Here is a 1,551-nt window from a genome sequence, read left to right as displayed (position 1 = left end):
AGTCCTACGGTGTGATGTCAAGGGTTAAAAACAAGTGAATTGGAAATTTTGTTGGCTCTATGTCGTAAAAATGGCAATACTGAACTAAGCCTCCAGATAATTGGAATAATCTGGAAGTTTTCAAGTTCAGGCTATCGATGATGGTTACCTGGTTACCTCATCGCGTCACCTTCTTTTTCGGCGCATAAATTTGATCGTTGCGGAGCAGCGCATCGATCAGGCGCACCAGTTTTCTTGCCGTTAAGACGAGGGCGCGTTTGTGTGAGTGCTTATGCACCTCACGATATTTCTTTTGGTAAAAGGCGCGGTACTCAGGTTCGTGTCGCCGGACCAGATTGGCAGCCTCAACCAGGTAATACCGGAGATAACGATTGCCTGTACGCGCAAGCATTTTGTCATCAGCCTCAAAATCACCCGATTGGTGGCGGGGCCAGAACAATCCAGCAAATTTTGCGATCGCGGCTTGGTCGTCAAAGCGCTCAATGTCGCCGATTTCAGCGAGAATCCCAGCACAGCTCACCGGGCCTATTCCCGGAATGGTCTGGAGGGTATTCGGGATTCCTTCAAGAACGCGGGCAATCGCCTTATCCAAATCCTTGATTTGGCGTTTAAGATGCCGGATGATCTCAATAGAACTGCCCAGGACCAAGTCAATCGAATCCTCCACACATTTAGAAAGCCGGTAAGAGGACCGGGCAGCTTTTTGGATGGATGCGGCCAAATCCTCGGGATCGCTAAAGCGGCCATGGCCTTTGGTCTGGAGATACATCGCTAAGTCCTCCAGAGGCATTTGGGCAATTTCATCGAGGCTATAGGCCTCAAGCAAAAATTCCGTTATGGCATGGCCGAAGACCGGTGTATCCACTTCAAGGTTAAAGGCACTGAATTTGAAAAACAGATGATTCAAAAATACCTGTTGTTCCCGGGTTAAACTTTGAATCAGGTGATAGCGCATCCGTGTTAACCGTTGAAGGGCAAGGTATTGTTCTGACTGAATCACGGATTTCGGCAATCTCCCGAAACGCAAGCGGTCCGCAATTACCCAGGCATCTTTGGGATCGGTCTTGTCCATCTCGGCATAAGCCTTTTTGAAATTTCTCACCAGCTTCGGATTCAGGGTAAACACCTTTGTACGACGCTGTTTCAGCTCGGGATCTTCATGGAAAAACATTGCCGGGTGCCAACTATACACAGATGTGGCCTCCATGGCGATCTGGATGGTGTCATCCGCCTCCGCATGTTGGAGGATGGCGTCTCTTAACTCAGAGGCACCGGGAAGATTGTTTGTCACCGTTTGGGTGGCCAACGTTTCCCCCATTCCATCCATCAGGCAGGCATCGAGGTTTTTGGAGCTCACGTCAATACCGACAAATAAGGGCATATGATTTCCTCCTCTCTGTATTGGGATCGATGGAATCGGACGCTTCGGGATATCCCCAGATGGCTTGCCGATCTGTCAGCCTCGCGTATGAGAACTCATCCGGGCCGTGGGCTGCCTGGAACTGCTCATTTCCAGCACGGAGATCCGGAGGAACGGCCTACGGGTTAGAC

Annotated in this window: 1 protein-coding gene; it reads right to left on the bottom strand. The window is 50.2% G+C overall.

Going from position 1 to position 1,551, the window contains the following annotated elements; genetic code table 11:
• Positions 1–157: 157 nt before the first annotated feature.
• Positions 158–1,381, bottom strand: a complete 1,224-nt coding sequence (locus BpJC4_RS15740; protein WP_151682010.1) for an IS110 family RNA-guided transposase — start codon at positions 1,379–1,381, stop codon at positions 158–160.
• Positions 1,382–1,551 lie beyond the last annotated feature (170 nt).

It is taken from the genome of Weizmannia acidilactici, from assembly GCF_008974185.1.
Classification (GTDB): Bacteria; Bacillota; Bacilli; order Bacillales; family Bacillaceae_C; genus Weizmannia; species Weizmannia acidilactici.
The sequence above is the reverse complement of the archived record's forward strand: the minus strand, read 5'-3'. Positions and strand labels throughout refer to the sequence as shown.